We start from the raw sequence: 23063 nt of genomic DNA on the forward strand, positions 1-23063 counted from the left end.
TGAGCTCTTTGCGGCCTTAGGGGAATCTGTTCAAAACCTCGAACCGCCCCCGACCGAGACGATGCTTCCCGTCCTGGAGCCTGCGACAATCTTCAACAATTGGTCGGAGCTCCACTACGACCTAGCCGAATATGAGCACGAGTTAGATCAAGGCGGGCAACAAATCAGATACGTGAGCATCTCGCTCGACAAATCTACTGCGGAGATAATCGTCACGGGAGCACAAGGACGGTTTGCACTCGCGAAGTCTCTTTCTCCAGGGTCGGACATCAGTGGCGTCCCATACTCAATCGTGGACGCGTATCGAGCTTACCTATCGCCGGACCCTCGTTAGAGGAACAGCCCGGTCGCGGGGAAGAACGGTAACCGCACCACCACCACCACCACCACGGATACCCCGTCGGGTGGTGGCGGTCTCGCGTACACGACGAATTATTGCTATGACTCGACGGACAGGTTGCTGTCGGCTGCGGAGACCGTGACAGGTGCGGGGTCGGCTCCGGCGGGGATGGTGCGTGCGGCGAAGTCGGTGCCGGCCGCGACGATCACCTACGACGCTCATGGGAACGTGACGCGCTTGGGTGATCAGACTTTCACTTATGACGCGGCGGGCCGGCACAAGTCCACGACCGTGCTCGATGGCCCGTCGGGGGCGCCGGGCACGAAGGTCGACTACGCCCCGATCCGGCCGGGAGTGTCGTGTCCCGCACGGAGTCGCCGTTGGTGGGGCCGCCGACGGTGTTCCGTTGCACGGGCCCGTTCGTGCTGACGGGGAGCACGCCGTCGCAGCGGACTCTGTCGTTGCCGGGTGGGGTGACGGTGTCGATTCCGATCACGGGTGACCCGGTCGCGGATGCGGCAGCGCGGAAGTGGGCGTATCCGAACATTCATGGTGACAACACCTGGACGGCGGATAACACGGGTGCCCGCACCGGGGTGTTCCTGTACGACCCGTTCGGTCAGCCTCTCGACCTCGCCAACAAGGTCATCGGCAGTGTCGCGGCGGATGACGCGGTGCCGGACACGATGCCGGGCAGTTATGACACGGGTTGGGTGGGTTCGAACGGGAAGGGGTATGAGCATCTCGGGTCGATCGCGATCATCGAGATGGGTGTGCGCATGTATTCCCCGATGCTGGGTCGTTTCCTCGCGAACGACCCCGTCGCGGGTGGGAACACGTCTTGGTACAACTACCCCAACGACCCCATCAACACGCGCGATCTAGACGGTAAGCGGGCGCTCGGGCCATACGATAACCATTGGGGATACAACGAAGGGTCCAACAGGGCGCCCACGGGGACCGTCCAGTCCAAAAAATACAACCCGTGGACCGACAGTCCGCAGGCAAAGAGTAATGAGCGGGCCGCTCGAGGGACCGGAGACGTTCTTGCCGGATTCCAAGGATGGACCAGATCTGATGGCGGAAAGGTCACTTCCAAAATCCTCTCGGGGATAAGTGTCGTTGCCGGGTTTGCCGCGCTCGGCCTGGCCGCGAGCGGGGGAGGGCTGCCGTTTGCACCTGCAGCTGCAATACTCTCGGAAGTAACTGGGGCCGCCGGTACCGTGATGGATTGCACCGCCGATATCGGCGGCTTCGATTGCGCCTGGGGTGCAGGTACTTCAGCACTCGGAGTCGCGGCAATTGGACGATTGGGAAAGGGCGGAGCCATGGTCGACGACATTTACAATGCACGGTGACGAGCTTTGATGGAGCGGAGCTGTATTGGCAGGCCGCGGGTCCCGTGATCGAGTCACCCGTTCAGATCGAATACGGCATCGCGCCGGCGAGTTGGGTGAGTCAGAACGGCCCGGTGGACATCGCTGCATCAGAACCCGACGACCTCTACGTCGTGTTCTCAAACTACGACGGAAAGCACCTGGCTGCGAGCTTCGAGTTCAGCGATCTCCGCGAGGGCCAGTGGGTGACCGGCGACGGACGATACTCCGACGCGCCCTGCCCACAAGGGCGCGCGCGAGACGCCCCGAATGCCCTAGGCTCTCGCTGAGCAACACTTGTCGAGAGCGACCCGTTCTCCGGCTCATAGCGTGGGGGAGAACATGCGCGCATCGACGAACTCGAACGATTCGGCACGCCTGGCGCGTCGCGACCGCAAGCGCACGCGGCGCGTGCAGCGGACGGCGGCATGGGGTGCGATCATCATGGTGGGAGCGGCCGCCCTTGGCGCTCCCGCGGTGGCGCAGGCCGACGAGATCCCGGCGCCGGCGCCGACCTCGCACAAAGTTCCCGCCCCCGATCTCAGCGGCGGCGTACCGCAGCTGTTCGGCGGCTCGACTGCCGATGAGACGCATCCCGCACCCCACGGGGGCCCCGAGGCGCCGCTCTCGTTCGACCAGCCTTTCCAGGCCGACGCCCGCGACCCCGATCCCGACAGCGCCGGCAGCATCACCGGAAGTCTCAGCTACAACGACGAGGTCTCGCCTCCCGCGCTCGACGGAGGCTTGCAGGCTCAAGCATTCCTCTGGAACCCGTCGACGTCGACCTGGGACCTCAAGGCCACCGGCCAGGGCCCGCACTACGAACTCGACGGACTGGCCGCGGGAGACTACCTCGTGCGGTTTTCCGACACCCTCGGGCGCGACGTACGCACCGAGTTCTACGACGACTGGCTCTACAGCGAGGATGCGGATCTCGTTCCCGTCACCGCTGGCGAGACCACGGCCGGCATCGACGCCGAGCTCGGCAAAGAGTATGTCTGGCTCACCCAGCCCGGCGGCGCCGACCGCTACGAGGTCGCCGCGAAGATCAGCCACATCGCCTTCGACAGCAACGTGCCCACCCTCTACATCGCCAGTGGCGAGAAGTACCCCGACGCCCTGAGCGCCGGCCCGGCCGCCGCGCACCAGAGCGGCGCCCTGCTGCTTGTGACGCGCGACGGCATCCCGACCGTCACGCGCGACGCGATCACCGAGCTCGCGCCGCAGAAGATCGTCGTGGTCGGTGGCACGGCCACGATCAGCGACGCCGTCTACACCCAGCTCGCGGCGGTGCAGCCGAACATCGTGCGCCTCGCCGGCGCCGATCGCTACGAGGTCTCGCGCAACGTTCTCTCCTACGCCTTCTGCGGCGGCACGGAGGGCGACTGCGCCGGCACCGGCGTCAAGAAGCTCTTCGTCGCCACCGGGGCGAACTACCCCGACGCGCTCTCCGCCGGCCCCGCCGCGGCGCACGTCGACGGCGCCGTTCTGCTGGTTCCGGGATTCGCCGACGACGTCGACTCGGCTACCCGCACCCTCATCACCCGGCTCGGCACCGAGCAGACATATGTCGCGGGCGGACCGGCTTCGGTCAGCACCGGCATCAGCAGCACTCTATACACGCTGATGGGCGGCAACTCGGAGCGTTTCACCGGCGCCGATCGCTTCGACGTCTCGGCGAACATCAACAGTGCGATCTTCCAGGAGCAGCACTCGGTGATCTTCATCGCATCGGGATTCGTGTTCGCCGACGCTCTCTCGGGCGGCCCCGCAGCGGCGGTGTACGACGCGCCGCTCTACCTGGTGCAGAAGGAATGCTGGCCGCAGAGCGTGCTCGCGAGCGCCTTCTCGCTGCACCCGATCGACTTCCTGCTGCTGGGCGGGCCGAACACGATCGGAATGGGCGTCTCGAACCTCGAGTACTACTGCTCCTGAGCAGTAGCGGCCGGCGGCCTCACGCGAGACGCCGCAGGCCGCCGCCGCGGGTCGCCGCCGACCGTCAGGACTGACCGCCGACCGGCGGTTCGCCGATGAACTCGTGTGCCTCGCCGGCGAGCTCGGGCCAGAGCTGCACGTCGCTCACCCGCACCCAGTCACGGAGCGGTCGCCCGCCGCCCTCGAACACCTCGGCCACGCCGCGGGTCTTGAGGTCGGTCGAACGCGCCTCGGGCAGCTCCACCACGAGGTCGTCGCCGTCGCGGAAGGCGAAGAGCTTTCCGTGCACCAGCAGCCCGTCGGGCGTGACGGCCACACCGTCTTCGTCGCGCAGCGTGATCGTGAGGAGTTCGTAGGCTTCGTTCGCGAGTTCGTTCACCATGGGTACGCCTTCTGTTCGGGGGAGCGGAGGGGTGGATACGCGGCGCCTGCCGGAAGCGGCTCCGGCGTCGGGCGAGCGGGTCGGCGGTCGCGGCCGCCGACGATGACGTAGACGCCGAAGCCGACGGATGCGGCCGTGAACAGCGCGATCAACGCAACCGAGCCGAGCGGCGGCACCCAGGCACCGGGCTCGAGCATGGCCGGCCAGTCGGTCTTGTAACCCGACGCCATCCGTCGCATCGTCGTGGCGAAGGCGTAGGCGACGACGTAGACCCAGCCCGCGGCCGCGAGGATCGCCACGATCAGGAGGGGAACGGTGCTGCGCCGCCAGCGGAGGAACCGGTCGGAAGCCGCGATGCACGCCGCCATTCCGAGCAGCAGCGCCATCAGCAGGATGAGGGTGTAACGGCCCTGCCAGATGAAGCCGCCCTTGGTCACGTAGAACGCCTGCACGAGCGGAGGGAGGAAGAAGAATGCCGCCGCCAGGAGGATGACGAACACGAGCTTGCGCCCGCGCACGAAGATCACCACTCCGACCACCAGCAGGGCGAACATCGCATAGGCGACGTAGTAGACCACCGGATGCAGCGTGGTGTCGAGCCAGCCCAGGATGCCCACCATCTGCCGCAGCTGTCCGTAGAAGTCGCCGATCAGCCCGAAGAATCCCTCGATCGGGCTCAGGCCGACCCCGCTGTTGGGCGGAGCGACGTCGGGGCCGGCGCTCGGCGCGGTGCCGAGGGAGTTGCTCGAGAGGGTCCACCACCCGCTGATCAGAGCGGTAATGGCGATCAGCAGGATGCTCACCCACACCCCGGGCCTTTTTAGCAGCGCTCCGAGCTGCCGCCCGGTGAGCAGCACCAACGGCAGCACGAGCAGCACGGCGACCCAGAGCGGCGAGATTCCGCGACTGTTCGAGACCAGCGCGGCGGAGATCACCACGAGGGCCAGACGGCCGCCGAGGAGCTGCTCGTTCGGATGCAACACGATCGAGAGCATCCCGGCGAAGAGGGCCAGGCCGGCGGTGAACTCCAGGGCGTTGGGATTCACCGTGCCCATCAGGTAGGTGACGATCGGCGTGATTCCGATCATCACCCCGAGAGTGGGGAGTCGTCGCGCACCCCAGGAGCCGATCATCCAGAAGCAGGTGGCGAGAAAGAACGAGGTGAGCACGGCGCTCATGATGCGCATCGCGTAGATGCCGGTGAAATCGGGCAGGATGAGCGACGGCCAGCCCACGAGTGCGTAATAGACCGGGTTGTAGAGACTCGCCGAAGAGAACGTCTCGACCAAGGCGCCGGGGTCGCCCTCGAACGCGGGCGAACAGGATGCCGGGATGTCGGCGTAGAACGCGAAGCATGACGGCACCTGGTTCTCGAACGCGATCGCCGCAGGCACGTGCAGTACCCCGCCGCGCTCCACCATGGTCTCCGGCAGCAGTTCGCCGCGCACGACCGAGGCCGCTTTCACCACGTGAGCGGGCTCATCCGGTGACCCGCCGATCGGGGTGGCGAGGGCCCAGAGCGAACCGAGGATCGCGAGCAGCAGCCAGGGGAGCAGCAGCGAGGTCCAGACGGTGCGGCGGGGGGCGACCGGCGCTTCGGCGGGGGCCACTGCGGGTGGGGCGAGGGTCATGGGTTCCTTCGGGACTCGAGCGCGTCGGCCAATGCCTTCTCGAGCTCTTTGATGCGCAGATCCTGCAGGGCCACCGATTCGGCGAGCGTGCGGGTCTCGCTCTCCAGCTCGGTCAGTTCGCCGGAGTGCTGGATGGACACCAGGAACAGCACCGCGATGCTGAGGAAGAAGACGAGGTTGGTGGGCACCGTGACGCCCACGAGGCTCGCCGCCCAGCCGAGCACATCGGGGAAGACGCCGATCACGAGGGCGACGATGCCGGCGGCGAGCCACCAGATGGCGTGCCGCTCGCGCAGGTGGTGCCGGCGCAGCGACTCGATCACCACCGCCAGCACGATCAGCGCGGCGACGATGCCGAAGATGTAACTGGCGCTCATGCGGGAGAGACCGGTTCGGTGAAGGCCACCACGACGGGCGGGCGGATGAGGGCGACGAACAGCGCCATCCCGGCCCGGCCGAGGTAGACGGCCGCCTTGTAGGGGTTGTGCGAGGGCACGCCGCCGGCGCGCGGGCGCATGGCGACGGGCACCTGGGTCACCCGGAGCTTCGAGCGCGAGGCGATCACGAGCGACTCCACGGTGTCGCCCAGGTATTCGGAGGGGTAGTGCTGGGCGAACAGCGCCACCGCGCGCGGCCCGCTCGCCCGGAAACCCGATGTGGTGTCAGTGAGCTTGGTCTTCGTGAGCCGGCTCAGGATGCCCGAGAGCACCTGCATCGCCCAGCGCCGGGGTCCGCGCACCGCGTAGTCGCCCACACCCGCGAAGCGGGCGCCGAGCACGAGGTCGTAGTGGTCGAGCTGGGCCACCAGTTCGGCGATGCCGGCCGGATCGTGCTGCCCGTCGGAGTCGACCTGCACCACGTTCGCGAAGCCCTTCGACAGGGCGTACTTGAAACCCGCCCGCATAGCGCCGCCCACCCCGAGGTTGATCGGGAGCTGCAGCACGGTCGCGCCGGCGGCCGCGGCTTCGCGGGCCGTCGAGTCGAGGGAACCGTCGTCGACCACGAGACACGAGACCCCGGGCGCGACGCGGAGCACTTCGCGCACCACGGCGCCCACGGCCTCCTCCTCGTTGAACGCAGGCATGACGATCAGCGTGCGTTCGAGGGCGGTCGGCATGCCCCCATCATAGCCACGGGCCCTCCGCGGGCCTGGGTGTCAGCGCCCGGCGATCCGGGCTTCCAGCGCCGCGGGAATCCGGCCCGTGCGGCCCGCCCAGCCGTCGCGGAGGCCCGCACACATGGCCGTCACCCGACGCATCCGGCCGGGCGCGACCGCGAGCACGATCGCGCAGTGCCGCAGGTCGCCGAGGGTCTCGCGGATCGACCAGGCCCGGTTGCGGCGGCCGTGCATCCGGTTCAGCAGCACCCGGTTGCGCAGCAGGTAGTAGTAGCGGAAGGGCTTGCTCACCACGAAGGAGAGCGGCTGTCCGCCGAGCCGCAGCGGCCGGCCGAAGAGGGTGAGCGGATGGCGCTCGCCGAGGCTGTGGCCCAAGGTGGCCCCACCGGCCAGCAGCACGACCAGGCCTGCCGCGGCCGTGCGGAGGGCGTAGTCGGTGTCGACGCCGTCGATGAACAGCGGTTCGGCGAAGCGGCCGATCCGGTCGAGCGTGGCGACCGGAATGAGGAGTCCCGACTGGATGGGCGTGCCGCCGAGCACGAAGCCGCGCTCGTAGCCGCTGACGGGCGAGGGCAGCCCCTCCACCCGGGCGGGCGCCACGAGGCCGACGCGGAGGCCGGCGCCCGCCGCGTCGCGGTAGGTGGCGAGGAGCGTGGCGATAAAGCCCGCGTCGACCGTCGAGTCCTGGTCGAAGGTGACCACGGCGGCAAGGTGGCCGGCGGCCGGGCCGGTGGCGCCGGCTGCGGGATCGGTGCCGGCCGGCTCGGCGTGGCCTGCGGATCCGGCTGCGCGGGCGAACGCTGCGCGGGCGGCCGCGACGCCCGTGTTCAGGGCTGCGGCGATGCCCCGGTTCGTGTCGTGCCGCACCACGTCGGCGCCGGCGGCCACTGCGCCGTCGAGCACGGCATCCGCATCCGGTCCGCTGCCGTCGTCGACCACGATCACCCGGCCGGTCTGCGCAGCGAGACTCCGCACCAGTTCCACCAGCCCCGGCCCGGGCCGGAAGGCGGTCACGACGGCGGCGACATCGTCGGTCACAGGCACCTCTCCGCCCCCGGGAGCTTCCACGGGAGCGACTACTATGCTTGCACTCCATGACCGATTCGAGCTCGGAGACACAGCCGGGCGACGAGACCGGGGCGCGCGTGCCCACGATCGGCCGGCGCTCCTTCGTCGGCGTCGGGGCGGCTTCGCTGGTGTCGGCGGGCGTCGGTTTCGCGGTCATCCTGATCGTGCCGAATGTGCTCGACAAGCCGCAGGCCACCCTTTTCCTCACCTTCTGGTCGTTCCTGTTCGCGTGGTTCGGCATCCTCGGCGGCCTCTCGTCGGAGACCACCCGAGCCGTGCACGTGAGCGACCGCAGCACCGTGCCGGCCGGCGAACGCCGGGAGCCTCGGATGCTGCCCGTCGGCCTCGCGGTCGGCGTCACGATCGGCGTTCTACTCTGGGCCACGAGCTTCTGGTGGGCGCCCGTGCTGCTGCACGAATACGCCTCCCTCGCCGTGCCGCTCAGCTGCGCGGTGGCCCTCTATTCCGGGCATGCCACGATCGTCGGTATCCTCGGCGGGCGGCTGCAATGGCCCACCTATGTGCGGCTCGTCATCGGCGACTCGTTGCTGCGGATCGTGCTCGTCGTGGTGGTCGCGATCGTCGCGGCGAGCGTCGCCGGGTTCGCGGTGGCCGCGAGCGTCTCGACGGTCGCCTGGCTGATCGGCCTGCTGTTCTCGCCCACGCTCCGTTCGGCGGCCGGGGCGCGTGCGGACGCCCCGCTCGGCGGCTTCCTCAAGCGGGTCGGGCACGCCTCGCTCGCGTCGGGGTCGAGCGCCGTGCTGGTGGTCGGGTTCCCGGTCGTCCTGAGCCTCACCTCGAGCGCCGAGGCCTACCTGCTCGCCACGCCGCTCCTCGCGGCCATCACCCTCACCCGCGCGCCGCTGCTCATCCCGCTCAACGCCTATCAGGGCGTGGCGATCGCCCATTTCGTGAACAACCGTTCCGCCGGCTTCCGCACCCTGGTGCCGATCGTGCGGCTGCTCGCCCTGATCACGGTGCTCGGCGCGGTGCTCGGCGGGCTGCTCGGTCCCTGGCTGCTCACCGTCTTCTACGGACCGGACTACGTCGTGGGCGCGTTCACGATCGCGGGACTGGTGGTGGGCGCCGGGATGCTCGCCCTCATCACCCTCACCGGCGCGCTCTGCCTGGCCGTCGACAAGCACCGCTCGTTCTCGCTCGGCTGGATCGCGGCCACCGTGCTCGCCATCGTGATCCTGCTGCTGCCGCTCGGCCTCGACATCGAGGTGCGAGCGGTCCTCAGCCTCGTGATCGGGCCGATCGCGGGTCTCGTGGTGCACTACCTGGCACTGCGGCCCGGTCGGGGAATATCGTCGGGAGAGGGCGGCGGCACGCCGCCGGCGGTGGCGGAAGGAGCGGCATGAGCACCGGCATCCGGGCGAGCGTCTGCATGGCCACCTATCGCGGCTCGGCCTACGTGGCCGAGCAGATCGAGTCGATCGTGGCCCAACTCGGCCCCGACGACGAGCTCGTGATCGTCGACGACTGCTCGCCCGACGACACGGTCGCCGTGATCGTGGCCACGATCGACCGGCTCGGGGAGTCGCGCGTGTTCCTCACCCGCACCGACGAGAACGTCGGCTACGTGCGGGCCTTCGAGGCCGCCATCCGCCGCTCGCGCGGACAGTACGTCTTCCTCTCCGATCAAGACGACGTGTGGACACCCGGCCGGCACGAGGCCATGATCGCGGGGCTCGGCCGCTCGCTGGTGGTGGCCGGCAACCACTCCATCCTCGGGCGCGCCGGCGCGCGGCTCTGGTATCCGCCCCTCCGCTCGCGCGGGTCGCGGCACCACCTCGCGAACCTCTTCGCCATCCTGATCGGCTACCGCCCCTACTTCGGCTGCGCGATGGGCTTCCGGCGCGAGGCGATCGACGGCGGCATCCTGCCCATCCCGGATTACGTCACCGAGTCGCACGACGTGTGGATCGCGATCACGGGCAACGTGCGGCGCAGCATCCGTCATCTCGATCAGGTGGTGGTGGAGCGGCGGTTGCACGACGCGAACCAGACGCCGCTCGGCATCCGAGGTCTCGGCACGATCTTGCGGGCGCGCTGGATGTTCGTGCGCTTGATCGGGGAGGCGTACCGCCGCACGGTCGCGGCCCGGGCCGCGATCCTGGCCGCCCGCCGCTCCTGACGCACGTTCGAACTCGCAAACGTGGAGCGATCCAACGCCCTATGGGGCCCGGTGGTCGCGACGTTTGCGAATTCGAACGTGAGCGTCAGCGGCGGAAGGTGTGGTGGAGGAGGGCGCTGCGGCCCGCCGGGTCGTGCGCGCGCAGGGCTGCCGGCAGCTCGCTCAGGGCGTTCAGCCGCGAGGTGAGGTGGTGGCGGGCGGCGCGGGCGGCCTTCGGCCAGCCGAGGACGCTCATCCGTTCCGCCGTCTCGTCGAAGAGGCGGCGTTCTTCGGCGAACTTCGCGCCGTCGGGCCCGGTCAGGGCCGAGACGCTGCCGGCATGTCGACGGTAGGAGAACACGACCTCGTCGTCGAGGAGCATCGATCCGCCGTCCATGATGATCTCGAGCATCAGGTCGAGGTCCTGCACCACTTCGAAGCCGGGCCGGAAGCCGAAGCGGCGTAACTGGTCGGTGCGCCACGCGATCGACGGGAAGTAGGCCCAGTTGCCGCGCAGGAGGCTCGCGGCGAGCTTCTCGCCGTGGAAGCTCCGCGGTCCGTGCCCGCCGAAGCGCAGCAGGTCTTTCACGCGGTCGGCGAGCGGCCGGTGCATGGCGCCCTCGGAATCGATCACGTCGACACCGGGTTGGATGATCGAGGCGTCCGGTCGCGTGCTCGCCAGAGCGAGAACCCGGGCTACGTACCCCGCATGCATCCGGTCGTCAGAGCCCATCAGCACTGCCCGCTCGTTCTCGACCAGCCGCACGCACTCGCGGAAGTTGCCCCCGACGCCGAGGTTCGTCGCATTGCGCCGGTAGTGCACGCGCGGATCGTCGATCGCGGCGGCCCACTCGCCAGGCGCCGGATCGGGGTACACGTCGTCGACGATGACCAGCCGCCAGTCGCCGTCCGTCTGCGCGAGCACGCTCTGCACGGCCTCGCGGAAATGGTCGAAGCGGCCATAGAACGGCATCATGATGTCGAGCGTCACGGGCCCACCGCCCGCGGTTCGTCGGCGCGCCTCAGCCGGCCGCGCCAGCTGAGATCGCGAGCCGCCTTGACGGAGCAGATCACGAGCAGCAGCCAGCCGTATTCCACCAGGATGAAGCTCTCGGCCATCGAGGTGGCGATCAGCACCACGAGCACCAGTGCGGTCCAGAGGAAGACGATGCTCTTCTTCGAAGCCGCGAGCACCCAGGCGCGGCCGAAGGCCAGTCCGACGAAGCCCACGAAGATCACGAAACCGATCAGGCCCGTCTGGAAGTAGACGTCGACGAAGGCGTTGAGCGCCGAGGTGTGCGACCGGTTGCCGATCACGTCGAGGGCGAAGAACGGCGACACGTTCGGCCGCCAGAAGCCGGCCCAGCCCCAGCCCTCGAGCGGGTTAAGCTCGATCAGGCGCCAGAGTTCGCGCCAGATCTCCAGCCGGTAGGTGAACTCGCGCCGCGTGGAGAGCACTTCGAGGATGCGGCCGCGCAGGAGGAAGGCGAGCAGCAGAGCGAACAGCGAGACAGCGAGCAGGATGAAGTGCCACCCGCGCCGGGTCTCGGGCGCCGCGCGCCGCAGGGCGAGCAGGATGAGCGTGGCCACTCCGGTCACGATCGTCACCCCGAAGGTCACCGGCGACCCGGAGAGCACGACCGCGACACCGGCGACGACGAGGCTGTAGATGCCCGTGCCCCGGCGGATCGACCGGGTCGCGAACTCGATGGCGAAAGTGACGACCGCGATCAGCGCGACGAAGCCGAGCGCGTTGCGGGTGCCGAGCACGCCCTGGATCGGACCCCCGAAGGGCAGGCCTCCGGTGATGCCGAGGAAGCGGATCGGCACGTCGAGCAGCACCCCCGACACGATCTCGAGCACGAGCGACGCGCTCAGCACCACACGCAACACGTCGCCGACGGCGCGCACGATCTGGATGAGGTCGCGCACGACCGCGATGTAGACGCCGAGGAAGGCGTAACCGACGAGATAGGCCAACCCGTTCAGGGTCGACGGCAGGTAGCGGCTCCAGACCAGGGTGATGAGGCACCAGGCCAAGAAGATGAGGAGCGAGATGGGCAGCAGGCCGTGCCAGTCGAGCTCGCGCCAGCGGCCGGCGAACGAGAGCGCGGCGAACACGACCAGCATCGCGACGATGCCGATCAGCCCCGGCCAGCCGAGGGTCGAGCGGATGAGGAACGACAGGAACCCGGTGGCGAGGACGGCGAGGGTGAGGGCCTTGACGAACCGGGTGTCGCCGAAGAACGCCACGACCCGTGCCGCGACCGTGTGACGATGGTTCGGCAGAGCCGTCATCGGCGGGAGGCCGCCGTCCGGGCCGTGCGGGCCGAGCGTGAGAGGAGCGCGTTGACGCGCGCCGGGCCGTTGCCGAGATCGATCGACACCGCGCTGTGGTCGAGCTTGGACTTCACCGCGAACACGACGAGCAGTGCCCACCCGCCCTCGACGAGCATCCGGCTCTCCACGAAGCTCTGGGCGATCAGCGCCGTGAGCAACAGGGCCGGCGCGAGGGTCAGCGGAACCCGGGCGATCGGGAAGCCCAGCGAGTCCAACGGCCGATCGACGGCGAACCACCAGGTGCGATACCAGGTGGCCAGCACCAGGCCGATGAAGAGCACGAGGCCCACGATGCCGAGCTGGAACCAGACGTCGAGCCAGGCGTCATGCGCCTGCAGGTAGGTGACGCCCTTGCGCACGGCGAGATCGTTGAAGGGTTCCACCCAGGGCGCCCAGTAGCTCACCCAGCCCCAGCCGAAGGCGGGGCGCTGGGCCGCGAGACCGGCGACGGCGCTCCAGATGTCGACCCGGCCGGTGAGGTCGTCGGACTTGCCGAACACGGCGAGGATCTGCTGCCCGAACGCACTGACGGCGACGATCGTGAGGGCGGTGACGACCGCGACGCCGGCGAGCACCCACATCCGCCGCCCCGGCCCCGCCCGCCGAGCGAGCAGCAGCACGCCGAACATGGCGGCCGTGATGAGGAGTGCGCCGATGGCGGTGGCCGATCGGGTGAGGGCGAGCACGGCGACGGCCACGATCAACCAGGCGATGGCGGTATTGCGCCGGCGGAGCTTCTGCGCCAGCTGCACGCCCACCGTGACGAGGGCGAGCACCGCCACGAAGGCGAGGATGTTGCGGTTGCCCACGATGCCCTGGATGGGGCCGCCGGTGAACAGCGCATCTTGCGACCAGTAGAAGGCCTTCGGCACGGTGGCGTCGCCGTAGTCGGTCCAGAACGGCAGCACGGGCTGACGCACGAAGAGCGCCACGATCAGCTCGAACAGCACCGAGAGGCCGAGGATCCAGGTGAGCGCGCTGGAGAGCGCCGCGATCAGCTGCGGCCAGCTCAGGGCCGTCACGAGGAAGAGCGCAGCCAGGGTCGTGGCCGCCTGGGCCAGGAGGCCGAGCACCGTCGCGCCGGGGTAGAACGACCAGGCCAGCGACAGCGCCGCGAGCAGCCCGAACAGCACCAGGGTGCGGGGGAGCCGCCACAGAGCGAGCTTCGACCACAGCCGCCGCCGGGTCATCACCACGGCCACCACGGCGCTGATCGCCGCGACCAATCCGAGGTAGCCCCACCAGCCGATCAGGTTGCGCCAGAAATCGCCCGCGAACAGTGTGAACAGGATGAGCACGGACAGCGACCGGGCGGCGGCGTCGGTCGGATAGCGCATGGGGTCGATCCTACTGAGTCAGTCCGGACGCGACGGGGGCGGAACCCCGTGGAATCACACGAACGCGGCCAGGCCCGTGATGCTGCGGCCCACGATGAGGGTGTTCATCTCGCGCGTGCCCTCGTAGGAGTAGAGCGCCTCGGCGTCGGCGAAGTGCCGGGCCACGTCGTATTCCAGCACGATGCCGTTGCCGCCGAGGGCTTCGCGGCACCAGGCCACGGTCTCGCGCATCCGGGCCGTCGTGTAGGCCTTCGCCAGTGCCGAGTGCTCATCGCGCTGTGTGCCCTCGTCGAGCATCTGCGAGACGCGCACCACCATGCCGAGGCTCGCGGTGATGTTGCCGATCGACTTCACGAGCAGGTCTTGGATGAGCTGGTGGCTCGCGATCGGCTTGCCGAACTGCACGCGCTCCTTCGTGTAATGGAGGGCGGCCTCGTAGGCGCCCACCGAGTTGCCCACGGAGGCCCAGGCCACCTCGGCCCGGGTGAGCCGCAGCACCTTCGCCGTGTCGCGGAACGAGTTCGCGTTCTGCAGGCGCAGGCTCTCGGGCACCCGCACGTCTTCGAGGGTGATGTCGGCGTTCTGCACGATCCGCAGGCTCTGCTTGCCCTCGATCTTCGTCGCGGTGTAGCCGGGGGTGTCGGTGGGCACGATGAAGCCCTTGACCTGCCCGTCGGCCGCATCTTTCGCCCAGATCACCGTGATGTCGCTGAACGTCGCATTGCCGATCCAGCGCTTCGAGCCGTTCAGCACCCACTCGTCGCCGTCACGGGTGGCCGTGGTGCGCAGGCCCTGCGCCGAGTCGGAGCCCGACTGCGGCTCGGTCAGGCCGAAAGCGCCCACCACCTCGCCGCGGGCCATCCTGGGCAGCCACTCCGCGCGTTGCTCGGGCGATCCGGTGACGCTGATCGCGCCCATCGCGAGCCCGTTCTGCACTCCGACCAGGGTGGCGACGGATGCATCGACACGCGCGAGCTCGAGCGCCACGAAACCGCGGAACACGGCTGAGTTCTCGAACGGCTTCGTCTCCTCCCAGGCGAAGCTGTAGACGCCGCAGTCGGCCAGGCCCTTCACGATCTCGTGCGGGAAGGTCGCCTTCTCCCAGTGCTCGTTGACGATCGGCTTCACGTCGGTGGCGAGGTAGTCGCGCAAGCGGGCGAGGGCCTCGCGCTCCGTGTCGGTGAGGAGGTTCTCGTAGCCGTAGAAGTCGCTGGCGAGGGGCTCGAAGGTCATGGGTGCTCCAGTGCGGGTAGACGGATTCGGCGAGCAGAGCCTAGCCGGGCGGCTCGGGAGGGGCGCCGCCGGTTGGTAGTTTTGTCTAATCGACCGGAAGCGGCGGGAGTCGACGCTTGTAGGTCGGTGATAATCGGCGCCGGAGCCCCCGGTTGCCCGGCCGCGAGAATGAGACAGGTCAATGTTCGTTTCGATCGTCAACACCCCCCGCGACTACGCCTGGGGTTCCTCCACCGCCATCCCCGAGCTGCTCGGAACACCCGACACCGACGAGCCGCAGGCCGAGCTCTGGCTGGGCGCGCATCCGGGGAGCCCGAGTCGCGTGGTCGACACCGCGCTCACCGGGGGCGCCACCGACCTGGCTGCCTGGATCGCGGCCGACCCGGCGCGGGCGCTCGGCAAGGGCACCTCGCTGCCCTACCTGCTGAAGATCCTGGCGGCTGCGCATCCGCTCTCGCTGCAGGCCCACCCCTCGCGGGAGATCGCGCAGGAGGGCTTCGACCGTGAGAACGCGGCCGGTGTGCCGCTCGACGCGCCGCACCGCAACTACAAAGACGCGCACCACAAGCCCGAGATCATCGTGGCATTGAGCCCCACGTTCGAGGCGCTCTGCGGCTTCCGTCCGCTCGTCGAGGTGCGCGAGATCGTCGACCTGCTGGTGATGATCGACGGATCGCAGGTGGCGCCGCGCTGGGAGCTCTACGGCCCGATGGTGCACCTGCTCGAAGACTCCGTGACCGAGCACGAGACCGACGCCGAGGTGCTCGAGTCGGTGGTGGCGTGGGTGCTCGGAGGAGGTCCCGAGGTCGAGGCGCTGGTCGGGCACCTGGTGCGCACGACCGAGAAGGCGCTGCACCCGGCACACGCCCACCTCACCGATCCGTACACGCCGTCGCTCGAGACCGTGGTGCGGCTGCACGAGGAGTACCCGGGCGATCCCGGCATCATCATCTCGATCCTGCTCAACCGGGTCACGCTCACGGCCGGGCAGGCGCTCTACCTGCCGGCGGGCAACATCCACGCCTACCTGCGGGGGCTCGGTGTGGAGCTGATGGCGGCATCCGACAACGTGCTGCGGGGTGGGCTGACGCCCAAGCACATCGACGTGCCGGAGCTGCTCCAGGTGCTCGACTTCGATTCGATCGCCGTGCCGTACCTCGAGCCGACGTCGCCCGTGCCCGGCCTGCAGCTCTTCCAGCCCGACATCGACGACTTCGTGCTCGCCCGCATCGAGGTGGGGGAGGATGTCGCCTCCGTGGCCTATCCGCCGCGGGGAGCCGCCATCGCGATCTGCATCGAGGGCTCGGTGACCCTCTCCGGTGCCACCGGCTCGATCACCCTGGAGCGCGGCGACTCCGTCTTCATCACCCCCCAGGAGGGCGAACTCACCGCCACCGGCACCGGCGTGGTGTTCCTGGCGGCTCCCGGCGAGTGACCGCCGCGGGGTAGCGCGAAGTGCCGCTCGGGCACTGCTCAGGCGGCATTTCGGGCTACCCGGCGAGCCGTCAGGCCAGGGCGCGCACCGAGAAGGCGCGGCGGTAGGCCGCGGGGGTGGTGTTGAGGGTCTTGGCGAAGTGGTGGCGCATCACGGCGGCCGTGCCGAAGCCACTCTCGGCCGCCACGCCGTCGAGGCTCAGGCCGCTCTCCTCGAGCAGCATCTGCGCCCGCAGCAGCCGCTGACGGTTGAGCCAGGCGCCCGGAGTGGCCCCGAGGTCGGCCTTGAAGCGCCGGGCGAAGGTGCGCGGCGACATCAGGGCGCGGTGCGCCAGCTCGTCGATGGTGAGCTCCTGGTCGAGGTTCTCGAGCATCCACTCCGTCACCTCGGCGAAGGAGTCGCTCTGACTTGCCGGGATGGCGGTGGCGATGTACTGCGACTGCCCGCCGGCGCGCTGCGGGGGCACCACCATGCGGCGCGCCACCACGTTCGCGGCCGAGGCGCCGAGCTCTGTGCGGATGAGGTGCAGGCAGGCGTCGATGCCGGCGGCGGTGCCGGCGCTCGTGATGATGCGGCCGTCTTCGACGAAGAGCACGTCGGGGTCGACCTCGATGTCGGGGAAGTCGCGGGCCAGTCGCTCGGCGTGCATCCAGTGCGTCGTGGCCGAGCGACCCGAGAGCACTCCGGATTTCGCGAGGGTGAACGCGCCGCTGCAGACGCTGAGGATCCAGGCGCCGCGAGCCGCGGCATCCTGGATGACCGCGGCGATCGCCGGGTGCACCTCGCTCTCGACGTCGTGGGCCGGCACGCAGACGAGATCGGCGTCGGCCGCCGCCTCGAGGCCGTTCGGGATGACCATGTCGTAGCCCATGCTCGTGCGCACCGGGCCGGGCTCCACGGCCGCGATCGTGAAATCGAAGACCGGGCCCCCGTGCTCGCGCCGGTCGATGCCGAATGCTTCACAGACCACACCGAACTCGAACGGGGCGACACCGGGGATGGCGAGCAGAACGACCTTCTTGAGCATGATGGCAGGATATCGACGATCGGGCAGAAAAGTCCAGGTGAACTGGTGGCTCCCTCGCCGTGTCGTAACCCTCCAGGCTCGGTTGAGGGTTTACGATCTGCGACTTGACGTGAGCGAACTACAACGGTGTAATTAGGGAACGGGGATTTCGGCAGGTCGCAGACTGGTTCAGAGGGTGGAGCGTGATATGGCAATGTCAGACTATCGCTCGGGCGTTCCGGATGACTGGTTCGTCGATCCGGTCAATCTGGGCGTTCCGGGAGTACGGCAGCCCGTAGCTGACGAGAATCCGCTCGCCTGGCAGGCGGATTCGCTCTGTGCGCAGACCGATCCCGAGGCCTTCTTCCCGGAAAAGGGTGGATCGACTCGCGATGCCAAGCGCATCTGCACCACCTGCGAGGTGAAGGCCCAGTGCCTCGAATACGCACTGGCCAACGACGAGCGTTTCGGCATCTGGGGCGGCCTTTCAGAGCGCGAGCGTCGCAAGCTCCGCAAGAAAGCCGTATAGGCCCCTTGCTGGTCGTGCACGCCGCCGCTTCTGCAGCGTGCCTTGCGGTTGGTTCGAGGGTGCCGATGGCCTCGGGCGCTCTCACCGCAGAGCGCGACGCGCACGTCGCGGCGTTCTGATCACGCGAGGTTCTGACCCCGAGATCGACGTGCGCGTGGGCCTTCACACGCGATTCATAGGAACCTCGGCACGCCGGGGTGGTCGCCCGTGAATGGGCGGGGTGGCCTTTAGAGTCGTTGCGATGCACGCCCGAGTCACTGCCGTCCTCGTCGCCTCGAACGGAGCCGACCATCTTCCGCGAACCCTCGAGGCGATCGCGGCGCAGACCAGAGCCCCGGATGCGCTGGTCGTCGTCGACTGCGCGTCGAGCGACAACACGGCCGCCCTGCTCGCCGCCGCCCTGCCCACGCGCTTCATCTCGGCATCCACCCGCCTGAGCTTCGGCACCGCCATCTCACACGCCCTCGGTGTGGCACCGCCACCGACCTCCGAGAACGAGTGGCTCTGGCTGCTCGCCCACGATTCCGCTCCTGGCCCCGACGCGCTGGCCGCCCTGCTCGCCGCGGTCGAGGTCAATCCCTCGGTCGCCGCCGCCGGCCCGAAGCAGACGGAGTGGGACGACACCGACTACATCGCCGAGTTCGGTGAGACGATCACCCAGTTCGGCGCCAGCGTGCCGCTGGTCGAGACCGAACTCGACCAGGCCCAGCACGATCGGATGAGCGACGTGCTCGCGATGGGCGCCGCCGGTCTGCTGGTGCGCCACACCGTGTGGAACGAGGTGGGCGGTTTTGATCCGGCCCTCCCCACCGCCGACAACGCGCTCGACTTCTCCATCCGCGTGCGTCTGGCCGGCCACCGGGTGCTCGCGGTTCCTGCTGCCCGGCTCGCCACCGACGGCGACGGGTTCTCCGGCCCGGGCCGCTCCATCCGGGGCGGTGCGCGTCGCAAGCGACAGACCGCTCGTCGCGCCGCTCAGCTGCACCGCCGCCTGGTCTACGCACCCCCGTTCGCCGTGGTGTTCCACTGGCTCTCCTTGGTGCCGCTCGCGATCGTGCGGTCGATCTTCCAACTCGTGCGCAAGCAGCCGGGCGCCATCGGCGGCGAGTTCGCCGCGGCGTTCAAGACCGCGTTCGGCTCGAAGATCCGGGAATCCCGGCGCCGGCTTAAAGCGTCGAAGCGGGTGGGCTGGAAGGCGATCGCTCCGCTCCGGATGCCCGGAGACGAGATCCGCCGCCGCCGCTCGCTGCAGCGGGAGATCGCCCTCACCTACCTGCGCGGCTCGCGTGACCGCATCCAGTTCATCTCCAGCGGCGGCGTGGCGACGGTCGTGGTCGTCGCCTTGATCGGCTTCGTGCTCTTCCTTCCCGTGTTCGGCGCCGTCGCGATGACGGGCGGTGGCGCCCTGCCGCTCGAGACCACGGTCGCCGGGCTGTGGGCACAGATCGGCACCGGGTTCCGCGACATCGGCCTCGGTTTCGTGGGGGCGGCCGATCCGTTCGCCGCGGTGCTGGCCGTGCTCGGCTCGATCACCTTCTGGTCGCCGAGCTTCGCCATCGTGTGCCTCTACCTCTTCGCTCTGCCGTTGGCCGCCCTGGCTGCCTGGTTCTGTGCCGCCCACCTCACCGAGCGGCCGCTCCTGCGCGCCATCGCCGCCGTGCTCTGGGTGCTCGCGCCGCCGTTCCTCGGCGCCCTCGACTCCGGCATGATCGGGCCGGTGCTCGCGCACTTGCTCCTACCGTGGCTCGTGCTCGCGGGCCTTGCGGCGCCGAAGTCGTGGTCGGCGTCGGCCATGGCGTCGATCCTGTTCGCCGCCGTGCTGGCGGTGGCGCCGTCGCTGTGGCCGGCGCTCCTCATCATCTGGCTGGTGGGCACCATCGCGAGCCGGCGCAACGTGGCTCGGCTGATCGGCATCCCGATCCCCGCCCTGGTGCTGTTCGGCCCGTTGATGTGGAACCAGTTCCAGCGCGGCACGCCGCTCGCCATCCTCGCCGACCCCGGGCTGCCGAACTGGCGTCCGCAGGTTCCGGTGCTCGATCTGCTCATCGGACTGCCGCAGACCGGCCTCGCCGGCTGGGAGTCGGTGGCCGGCACGGTCGGCATCGACGCGAGTGTGGTGCTGCTCGTGGTGGGCCTGCTCGCCGTGCCGCTCGGCCTGCTCGCCCTCGCCTCGCTCTTCCTCCCCGGCTCCTACCGCGCCGTGTTCGCGGTGGGAACGGCCATCCTGGGATTCATCACCGCGGTCGCGGCGGGTCAGCTCGCCCTGGCGACGAGCGGATCGCAGGCGATCACCATCTGGCCCGGCTCCGGGCTCAGCCTCTACTGGATGGGTCTGGTCGGCGCCGCGCTGTTCGGCCTCGCCGCCCTTCCGCGGTTCGCCGGTCTGCCGGCCGTCGTCGCGTCTGTGGCCATCGCCGTGCTCGCCCTCCCCATGGCGCTCGGGGTTCTGCTCGGCACCGCCGAGGTCGTCCCGGGCAACGGGCGGTCGCTGCCCGCCTACGTCACCGCCGAGGCGTCGAGCACACCGCGCGTCGGAACGCTCCTCCTGCAGCCGCAGGCCGACGGCGGCCTCGGCGCCGGCATCGTGCACGGTGCGGGCGCCACCCTCGACCAGCAGTCGACGCTGGCGTCGACCTCGGCCTTCGCCGGGGTGACCGATGACGATCGCGCCGCTCTCGCCACGCTCAGCGGCAACGCGGCGAGCGTGGGCACAGCCGACATCGCGGACACGCTCACCGACCTCGGTGTGGCGTTCGTGCTGCTCCAACCCGCCACCCCCACCCAGACCGGACCGGATGCGGACGCCATCGCGGCCCGCACGTCGAAGTCGCTGAACAGCAACGCGCAACTGACCTTCATCGGCAAGACGACTGTCGGCGAGCTCTGGCAGGTGGCCGGGCAGGAGACGCCCGCGAGTCTTCCGGCCCCGGTTCCCACCAACACCGGCACGCCCCTCGGAGTGCTCGTGCTCGTCATCCAGGGCTTCGTGTTCGCCGTGGCCCTGCTGCTCGCGCTGCCGGCAGGCCGGCTCCAGGTGCAGGGCAACCGGGCCGTCAGCACCACGGCGCACGTCGCGGCGGCCGACTCGGTCATGGAGGAGCTGGCCGAGGAGAAGGTCGACGAGTTCGACGACGACGAGGCGGTGGGCGAGGAGCCCGAGCTGCTCGAGGTCGTGGAGGAGCAGGACGTGCTGGCCGCGGAGGCGGGCGCCGCAGCTGCAGCCGCTGCTGCCGCGACGAGAGACGGCGAGGATGACGCGGTCCTGCCTGCTGACGAGGTGCCCGCCGCCGAGGAGGCCGTCGTCGCTGATGGGAACGTCGAGGTCGAGGTGCAGCCCGAGGTCGAGTCCGAAACGCTTCCCGCCGACGGAGACACCGATGCGGTGGCCGAGGCCGGCCACGCCGCCGCGGTCGCTTCGGGGCCGTCCGCCGACGCCGACGCCGATGGTCGCGGCGCCGAGGGTGACGCCGACGGTGACGCGGTGAACGACGAGCCCGAGCCGGCCGGGGTCGATCCGCAGATCGAGACCGCCGGTCCCGGCGATCCGGCCGCCGCTCCGAGCTCCGTCCCGCCCACGCCGGCCGTCGAGGCCGACGAGCAGGCCGAACCCGCGGCGTCCGAAGAGACGGCCGCGCACCCCGCACCCGCCGGCATCAGCCCGGAGATCGACGACTACGACCCCAACGACGAGACGGTGATCAGCGTCCGCGACGCGATCGACCGCGACGAGAACGAGAAGGGCGGCACCGATGGCCGCTAAGCGCAGAATCCTCGCCACCGGCGCCCGTGTCGTCACCGGCGTCGTGGTGGCCGCGGTCGCGGTCGTCGTGGCCGGCACGGCCTTGGCGGTGCCGCTTCCCTCGGTCACGGCGACGCCCGCCTCCTTCACGGTCGATCCGGCGCCCGCCGAGTCGGTGCGCGCCTGCACCGGCCCCCTGGTGCGACTCTCCGACGACACGGGCCAGGATGCGACCGCCATCTCGAGCGTGGGATCCGCGACCGTCATCGCGTCGTCGACGCAAGGCGCCGAGGTGCTCGAGCGCAGCGCTCTGGCCTCACCCGACGACATCGTGTCGGCCGACGGCACCGCGCCTGCCCGCATCGCGCTGCCCGCCGATGCCGGAGCGGATGCGCTGTTCGCGGCCGTGCAGTCGCAGACCATCGCGAACGGAGACCTCGTCGGTTTCGCCGCGACAGCGTGTGGGGAAGCCGACTCCGACAGCTGGCTCGTGGCCGGCGCGACGACCGTCGGGCGCACCAGTTTCGTGGTGCTCTCGAACCCCGGCGACGTCGCTGCCGTCGTCGATCTCACGATCTACGGCGACGCAGGCGTCGTCGAGTCACCGGGCGCCAAGAACCTCGACGTGCCCGCCCGCTCGACACGCATCCTGTCGCTGGCCGGTCTCGCTCCCGATCTCTCCGATCCGGTGATCCACGTGCAGACGAGTGTCGGCGCGGTCACCGCGGCCGTGCAACAGAGCGTCGTGCGCGGTCTCGAACCCGGCGGAGTCGAGATGGCCGGGCCCACCAGCGGTCCGGCGACCACGCAGACCATCGCCGGCGTGCAGGTCGCCGGCACGTCGACCATCGCCGAACGGCTCGGCGACCCCGATGCCTCCGACCTGCAGAGCGTGCTGCGGATGTTCGTGCCCGGCGACACCCCCGCATCCGTCACCGTGCGCATCGCTGAGGAGAAGACGGGCGGAGCGCAGTCGGAATACCAGGTGGGGCTCACGCCGCAGGTGGTGACCGAGTTCCCGCTCCAGGACATCCCCGACGGCATCTACACCGTCGAGATCGAGAGCGATCAGCCCCTGGTGGCCGGCGCCCGCACCTCGACCATCGGGAACGGCGTTCTCGATTTCGCCTGGTACCAGGCGGTGCAGCCGCTGGATCCGTCGTTCTTCGTGGCGACCGCCGACGGTTCGAACCCACGGCTGCACATCGTGAACACCACAGGCGCCGACGTCACGCTCACCCTCACCACGACCACCGGTGTCGTGAATGACGTCACCATCGTGCCCGGCGTCCGCTACGTGCCGTTGACGGCCGGAGAGTCGTACACCGTCACCAGCTCGGCGCCCGTCTCGGCGGCGGTCACCTACTTCCAGCCCGGGTCCTCGTCGTCGTTCCCGATCGTGTCGCCGAGTCCGGCGGCGTCATCGATCGTCGTCTACCCGTAGCCGCGGCTGGGTGGACGCGGCGAGCCGGGAGC

19 protein-coding genes are annotated in these 23063 nt (G+C 69.6%); 9 read left to right on the top strand and 10 right to left on the bottom strand.

Going from position 1 to position 23063, the window contains the following annotated elements:
* Window positions 1-819 precede the first annotated feature (819 nt).
* Genes BLW00_RS17395 through BLW00_RS17405 form a run of 3 tightly spaced genes read left to right on the top strand, consistent with a single transcriptional unit; the run spans window position 820 to window position 3651 of the window.
* Window positions 820-1698 (top strand): RHS repeat-associated core domain-containing protein, encoded by an 879-nt coding sequence (locus tag BLW00_RS17395; protein WP_217634416.1) that lies wholly within the window; start codon window positions 820-822, stop codon window positions 1696-1698.
* Window positions 1695-2006 (top strand): hypothetical protein, encoded by a 312-nt coding sequence (locus BLW00_RS17400; protein WP_139256776.1) that lies wholly within the window; start codon window positions 1695-1697, stop codon window positions 2004-2006. Before BLW00_RS17395 ends, BLW00_RS17400 begins: the two co-directional genes overlap by 4 nt.
* 52 nt (window positions 2007-2058) lie before the next feature.
* The gene (locus BLW00_RS17405) at window positions 2059-3651 is read left to right on the top strand and encodes a cell wall-binding repeat-containing protein (protein ID WP_139256777.1); all 1593 of its coding nucleotides are present in this window, start codon (window positions 2059-2061) and stop codon (window positions 3649-3651) included.
* Between the two features lie 64 nt (window positions 3652-3715).
* Here the strand turns inward: BLW00_RS17405 and BLW00_RS17410 are convergent, their stop codons facing one another.
* Genes BLW00_RS17410 through BLW00_RS23840 form a run of 5 tightly spaced genes read right to left on the bottom strand, consistent with a single transcriptional unit; the run spans window position 3716 to window position 7819 of the window.
* Window positions 3716-4033 (bottom strand): hypothetical protein, encoded by a 318-nt coding sequence (locus tag BLW00_RS17410; RefSeq protein ID WP_092556552.1) that lies wholly within the window; start codon window positions 4031-4033, stop codon window positions 3716-3718.
* A complete protein-coding gene (locus BLW00_RS17415) occupies window positions 4027-5664 on the bottom strand; it encodes a DUF2142 domain-containing protein (RefSeq protein ID WP_092556554.1) in 1638 nt (545 codons plus the stop codon). Before BLW00_RS17415 ends, BLW00_RS17410 begins: the two co-directional genes overlap by 7 nt.
* Window positions 5661-6041 carry a DUF2304 domain-containing protein gene (locus tag BLW00_RS17420; RefSeq protein ID WP_092556556.1) on the bottom strand — a complete coding sequence of 127 codons (381 nt, stop codon included), beginning with the start codon at window positions 6039-6041 and terminating at the stop codon, window positions 5661-5663. The genes BLW00_RS17415 and BLW00_RS17420 overlap by 4 nt, the downstream gene beginning before the upstream one ends.
* The gene (locus BLW00_RS17425) at window positions 6038-6781 is read right to left on the bottom strand and encodes a glycosyltransferase family 2 protein (protein WP_092556558.1); all 744 of its coding nucleotides are present in this window, start codon (window positions 6779-6781) and stop codon (window positions 6038-6040) included. The genes BLW00_RS17420 and BLW00_RS17425 overlap by 4 nt, the downstream gene beginning before the upstream one ends.
* A 39-nt stretch (window positions 6782-6820) precedes the next feature.
* The gene (locus BLW00_RS23840) at window positions 6821-7819 is read right to left on the bottom strand and encodes a glycosyltransferase (protein ID WP_245741657.1); all 999 of its coding nucleotides are present in this window, start codon (window positions 7817-7819) and stop codon (window positions 6821-6823) included.
* A 56-nt stretch (window positions 7820-7875) separates the two neighbouring features.
* Here BLW00_RS23840 and BLW00_RS17435 point away from each other — a divergent pair, with 56 nt between their 5' ends.
* Both BLW00_RS17435 and BLW00_RS17440 read left to right on the top strand, forming a co-directional pair.
* Window positions 7876-9213, top strand: coding sequence for a polysaccharide biosynthesis protein (locus BLW00_RS17435; RefSeq protein ID WP_092556563.1), 1338 nt, complete (start codon window positions 7876-7878; stop codon window positions 9211-9213).
* Window positions 9210-9989: a glycosyltransferase gene (locus BLW00_RS17440; RefSeq protein WP_092556565.1), complete on the top strand. Its 780-nt coding sequence runs from the start codon at window positions 9210-9212 to the stop codon at window positions 9987-9989. Before BLW00_RS17435 ends, BLW00_RS17440 begins: the two co-directional genes overlap by 4 nt.
* 85 nt (window positions 9990-10074) lie before the next feature.
* Here the strand turns inward: BLW00_RS17440 and BLW00_RS17445 are convergent, their stop codons facing one another.
* The 4 genes from BLW00_RS17445 to BLW00_RS17460 are packed head-to-tail and all read right to left on the bottom strand — an operon-like array spanning window position 10075 to window position 14878.
* Window positions 10075-10959, bottom strand: a complete 885-nt coding sequence (locus BLW00_RS17445; protein ID WP_092556567.1) for a glycosyltransferase family 2 protein — start codon at window positions 10957-10959, stop codon at window positions 10075-10077.
* On the bottom strand, window positions 10956-12266 hold the full coding sequence (locus BLW00_RS17450) for an O-antigen ligase family protein (RefSeq protein WP_092556569.1): 1311 nt from the start codon (window positions 12264-12266) through the stop codon (window positions 10956-10958). Before BLW00_RS17450 ends, BLW00_RS17445 begins: the two co-directional genes overlap by 4 nt.
* Window positions 12263-13645: an O-antigen ligase family protein gene (locus BLW00_RS17455; RefSeq protein ID WP_092556571.1), complete on the bottom strand. Its 1383-nt coding sequence runs from the start codon at window positions 13643-13645 to the stop codon at window positions 12263-12265. The genes BLW00_RS17450 and BLW00_RS17455 overlap by 4 nt, the downstream gene beginning before the upstream one ends.
* Window positions 13646-13699: 54 nt before the next feature.
* The gene (locus tag BLW00_RS17460) at window positions 13700-14878 is read right to left on the bottom strand and encodes an acyl-CoA dehydrogenase family protein (RefSeq protein ID WP_092556573.1); all 1179 of its coding nucleotides are present in this window, start codon (window positions 14876-14878) and stop codon (window positions 13700-13702) included.
* 181 nt (window positions 14879-15059) lie between these two features.
* Here BLW00_RS17460 and manA point away from each other — a divergent pair, with 181 nt between their 5' ends.
* Window positions 15060-16313: a mannose-6-phosphate isomerase, class I gene (manA, locus tag BLW00_RS17465; protein ID WP_092556575.1), complete on the top strand. Its 1254-nt coding sequence runs from the start codon at window positions 15060-15062 to the stop codon at window positions 16311-16313.
* 70 nt (window positions 16314-16383) lie between these two features.
* Here manA and BLW00_RS17470 read toward each other — a convergent pair whose 3' ends face one another.
* Complete coding sequence (locus BLW00_RS17470; RefSeq protein ID WP_092556577.1) at window positions 16384-17340, bottom strand: GlxA family transcriptional regulator; 957 nt, start codon at window positions 17338-17340, stop codon at window positions 16384-16386.
* 187 nt (window positions 17341-17527) lie between these two features.
* On the opposite strand from BLW00_RS17470, the gene BLW00_RS17475 reads away from it, so the two are divergent.
* From BLW00_RS17475 to BLW00_RS17485, 3 genes are all read left to right on the top strand, one after another.
* On the top strand, window positions 17528-17848 hold the full coding sequence (locus tag BLW00_RS17475; RefSeq protein WP_092556579.1) for a WhiB family transcriptional regulator: 321 nt from the start codon (window positions 17528-17530) through the stop codon (window positions 17846-17848).
* A 241-nt stretch (window positions 17849-18089) separates the two neighbouring features.
* A complete protein-coding gene (locus BLW00_RS17480; protein WP_175494344.1) occupies window positions 18090-21608 on the top strand; it encodes a glycosyltransferase in 3519 nt (1172 codons plus the stop codon).
* Window positions 21598-23031: a DUF5719 family protein gene (locus BLW00_RS17485; RefSeq protein WP_092556583.1), complete on the top strand. Its 1434-nt coding sequence runs from the start codon at window positions 21598-21600 to the stop codon at window positions 23029-23031. Before BLW00_RS17480 ends, BLW00_RS17485 begins: the two co-directional genes overlap by 11 nt.
* Window positions 23032-23063 lie beyond the last annotated feature (32 nt).

Origin of the sequence: Herbiconiux ginsengi, from assembly GCF_900107435.1 — a bacterium.
Taxonomy (GTDB): Bacteria; Actinomycetota; Actinomycetes; order Actinomycetales; family Microbacteriaceae; genus Herbiconiux; species Herbiconiux ginsengi.